Below are 1,000 nucleotides of genomic sequence, written 5' to 3' on the forward strand. Positions count from 1 at the left end.
TAAGTAAGAGGAGGAAATGGCTGGAGTCAAAGGAACCGGTTGAGAAGAAGGGATCTTTTCCTTCATGGGATCAAGTTTTTGAAGATGCTGATGGGAATAAGAGAACTTTCAGAGAAATAGTTCAAGGTATGATAGATAATTTCCTAGTTAGAGAATCCAATTTAAGATGGAGGTTAAACGATAATGTACCGATTCCAAAAGATGCACACCCATTAAATAATCCTGGACTTGAAATAACTGGTCCTTGGTATCCGTTAAGTAGAGCTTATCACCAAGTTAACGCTGATGTGGCTTGCGCTATGGAAGATGAAGAGGATGCCTCTCCAGCTTGGTATATCCCTTACGGCTCTGGAAAGACAGTAGCAGATGTATGGGAAGGGAGAAAGAACGTCAAACTATTCTTATCCGGAAAGGCACCTAGTCCTTATTACGAGAAAGGTAAAACTTACACCATAAATAAGCCAAGAGATAAATGGCCTACAATCTTTCACAGGTTACCCGGGTTACATCTACTAGATTATGACATTACGTTAAATGATAAGCCAGTTCCATCTATTATAGTATCAGCCGTGATTTACACGTTAAACAACTACAATAGCATGAAGACTGCTGGTTCTGGGGTATACTTCTACTTACCTAAAACACAAACCCCAGAGGAGGCTCTAGTAATAGAAAAAATCCTTAGAAGGATAGAAAGGAAACTTAACTTACCAATTGGTACACTTAAATTAGCCTTACTGTACGAAGAAGTTAACGCTGGAAGATATTTGCCAGTTCCTCTATGAGTCCTTCTACACTAACTATTTTGTCATTTATTACTCTCTCACCGAAGAGGTCCTTATACTTTTGTAAAATTTCATCCCGGATCTTCAATCGTGATGACAAATCTAAACACTGATAATTTATATCGCAATCGTTCTTTTTAAATTTTACAGTACAGTTTTAACATTATTTATATATAAAAAGTTAAAAATATTTACATAAAAGGGGGGAAGGTCTT

General features: G+C 37.0%; 1 pseudogene. It reads left to right on the forward strand.

Annotated features, from left to right (window positions below):
• Window positions 1-776, forward strand: a pseudogene (locus DMP16_RS10205) (malate synthase); the annotation flags it as partial.
• Window positions 777-1,000 lie beyond the last annotated feature (224 nt).

It is taken from the genome of Sulfolobus sp. B1, assembly GCF_007050195.1.
In the GTDB taxonomy this organism is placed as follows: domain Archaea; phylum Thermoproteota; class Thermoprotei_A; order Sulfolobales; family Sulfolobaceae; genus Saccharolobus.